Annotated in this window: 1 protein-coding gene; it reads left to right on the plus strand. The window is 63.9% G+C overall.

The window, feature by feature from the left end:
* On the plus strand, positions 1-3,256 hold a 3,256-nt coding region (locus NW835_RS07390), incomplete at both ends, for a glutamate synthase-related protein (protein WP_414414936.1).

Below are 3,256 nucleotides of genomic sequence, written 5' to 3' on the forward strand. Positions count from 1 at the left end.
CGGCGATGGTGGTCTTCTGCGACGGCAAAACCATTGGCGCCACTCTAGATCGCAATGGCCTGCGCCCAGCCCGCTACGCCCTTAGCCGCGACGGGTTGCTGGTAGTGGCTTCGGAAGCGGGGGTGGTTCCCCTGCCGGAAGCCGAGATCCTAGAAAAGGGGCGGCTGGGGCCAGGGCAGATGCTGACGGTGGATCTGCAAAGTGGCCAGCTCTACAAAAACTGGGAGATCAAGACCCAGGTGGCAGCTCAGCACCCCTATGGAGAGTGGTTGAGGGCTTACCGCGTTCAGCTCGCTGGCCAAGACTTTGAGAGCGCCCCGCAGCTCACTGAAGAGCGACTCCTTCAGATTCAGACTGCCTGCGGCTACTCCTCGGAAGATGTGGAGATGATCATCGAGGAGATGGCGGCTACGGGCAAGGAGCCGGTTTTCAGCATGGGGGACGACGCGCCGCTGGCGGTGCTCTCCACCCAGCCCCACCCCCTTTACGACTACTTCAAGCAGCGCTTTGCCCAGGTCACCAACCCCGCCATCGATCCCCTGCGGGAAAGCTTGGTGATGTCTTTGGAGGTGTACCTGGGATCCAAAGGCAACCTGCTGGAGATCCGTCCGGAGCATGCTCGCCTGCTGCACCTACGCAGCCCGGTGCTCAACGAGGCGGAGCTAGCTGCCCTGCAGCGGACGCCTTTCTCTTGCCGGACGCTGCCCATCCTCTACCCGGTGGCCGCTGGGCCAGAAGGGCTGGCCGCTCAGGTGCGAGCCCTGTGCCAAAAGGCGGCGCAGGCAGTGCGGGAGGGGGCCGAGATCTTGATCCTTTCGGATCGCGGTCTCAGTGCTGAGCAAGCCTTGATCCCGCCCCTGCTGGCCGTCGGGGCTGTCCACCATCACCTCATCCAGGAGGGGCTGCGCCTACGCGCTTCTCTGGTGGTGGAGACCGCCCAATGCTGGAGTACCCACCACTTTGCCTGCTTGATTGGCTATGGGGCCAGCGCTGTCTGTCCCTACCTGGCCTACGAGGCGGTGCGCCAGTGGTGGCACAAGCCCAAGACGCAAACCCAAATGGCTGCCGGCAAGCTGCCCCAGCTCTCTTTGGCCGAAGCCCAACTGAAGTACCGCACGGCCATCGAGGCGGGCTTGCTCAAGATCCTCTCCAAGATGGGCATTTCTCTGCTCTCCAGCTACCACGGAGCGCAAATCTTCGAGGCCATCGGCCTCAGCCAAGAGGTGATTGACCTGGCCTTCCGCGGCACGGTGTCGCGGGTCGGGGGGATGACGCTGGCAGATCTGGCCCGCGAGGGTATGGCCAACCACTGCCGCGCCTTCCCCGAGCTGAGCGCGAAAAAATTGGAGAACTTTGGCTTTATCCAAGCGCGGCCCAAGGGGGAGTACCACATCAACAGCCCGGAGATGGCCAAGCTGCTGCACAAGGCCATTGCCTCAGGACAGCCCGACCACTACGAGATCTACCGGTCCCATCTGCGCCACCGCCCCCCCACAGCCCTGCGGGATCTGCTGGACTTTCGCAGCGACCGGGATCCCATTCCCTTAGAAGAGGTAGAGCCGGCCACCGAGATCTTCAAGCGCTTTGCCACAGGAGGGATGTCGCTGGGAGCCCTCAGCCGCGAGGCCCACGAGACCCTAGCCATTGCCATGAACCGCATTGGCGGCAAGTCCAACTCCGGCGAAGGTGGAGAAGATCCGGAGCGCTACATCCCCATTACCGATGTGACGCCGGAGGGCACCTCGGCGCGCTTCCCCCACCTGAAGGGCCTGCGCATGGGGGACAACGCCAGCTCGGCAGTGAAGCAGGTGGCTTCGGGCCGCTTTGGCGTGACGCCGGAGTACCTGCTTAACGCGCAGCAAATCGAGATCAAAATTGCCCAGGGAGCCAAGCCGGGCGAGGGCGGACAACTGCCGGGCAAAAAGGTCAGCCCCTACATTGCCAAGCTGCGCCGCTCTAAGCCGGGGGTGACCTTGATCTCGCCGCCACCCCACCACGACATCTACTCGATTGAGGATCTGGCCCAGTTGATCTTCGACCTGCACCAGGTCAATCCGCAGGCGCAGGTGTCGGTGAAGCTGGTGGCGGAGGTGGGCATTGGCACGGTGGCGGCAGGGGTGGCCAAAGCCAATGCCGACATCATCCAGATCTCCGGCCACGAGGGAGGCACAGGGGCTTCTCCTTTGAGCTCGATCAAACATGCGGGGGCACCCTGGGAGCTGGGCCTGGTGGAAGTGCATCACGCCCTGCTGGAGAACGGCCTGCGGCAGCGGGTGATTCTGCGCGTGGACGGCGGCATTCGCACCGGCTGGGAAGTGGTGATGGCGGCCATGCTGGGGGCGGAAGAGTTTGGCTTCGGGACAGTGGCCATGATTGCCGAGGGGTGCATCATGGCGCGGGTCTGCCACACCAACAACTGCCCGGTGGGGGTGACCAGCCAGAAAGAGGAGCTGCGCAAGCGCTTCCCCGGCACTCCTGACCAGGTAGTAACTTTCTTTACCTTTGTGGCCGAGGAGGTGCGCCAAGTCCTAGCCCAACTGGGCTACCGCTCCTTGGAGGAGGTGATTGGGCGCATGGATCTACTCTGCCCCCGTACCGACGCGGCTCTGGAGAAAACCCAGTCCCTCAACTTGGACTATCTGCTGCGGACTCCCCCCGGCTTCGCTCCCCACCAGCGGCCCAAGTGGCTGGAGCATGAGCTAGTGCATGGCAACGGCCCGGTTCTGGACGAGGCAATCCTGGCGCGGCCCGAGGTGCAAAAGGCCATCGAGACCTGCGACACAGCTACAGTAGAGCTCCCCATCGCCAACACGGATCGCTGCGTGGGCGGACGCATTGCCGGCACCCTGGCCCGGCTGTATGGGGATACCGGCTTTGCCCGACAAGGGGGGCTGCTGGATCTGCGCTTTGTGGGCAGCGCCGGCCAGAGCTTTGGGGCCTTTACCTTGGCGGGCATGCGCCTGACCCTGACGGGGGAAGCCAACGACTACGTGGGTAAGAGCATGTGTGGCGGTGAAATTGTCATTCTGGCTCCCCCAGAAGCTCCGCGGGATCCAGCAGAAAACGTCATCCTAGGCAACACCTGTCTGTACGGGGCCACCGGCGGATCCCTGTTTGCCAACGGCCAGGCGGGAGAGCGCTTTGCCGTGCGCAACTCCGGCGCTCAGGCGGTAATTGAGGGATCCGGCGACCACTGCTGCGAATACATGACCGGCGGCGTGGTGGTGGTGCTGGGGCGGGTGGGCCGCAACCTGGG

The sequence above is a fragment of the Synechococcus sp. OH2 genome, assembly GCF_047462155.1.
In the GTDB taxonomy this organism is placed as follows: domain Bacteria; phylum Cyanobacteriota; class Cyanobacteriia; order Thermostichales; family Thermostichaceae; genus Thermostichus.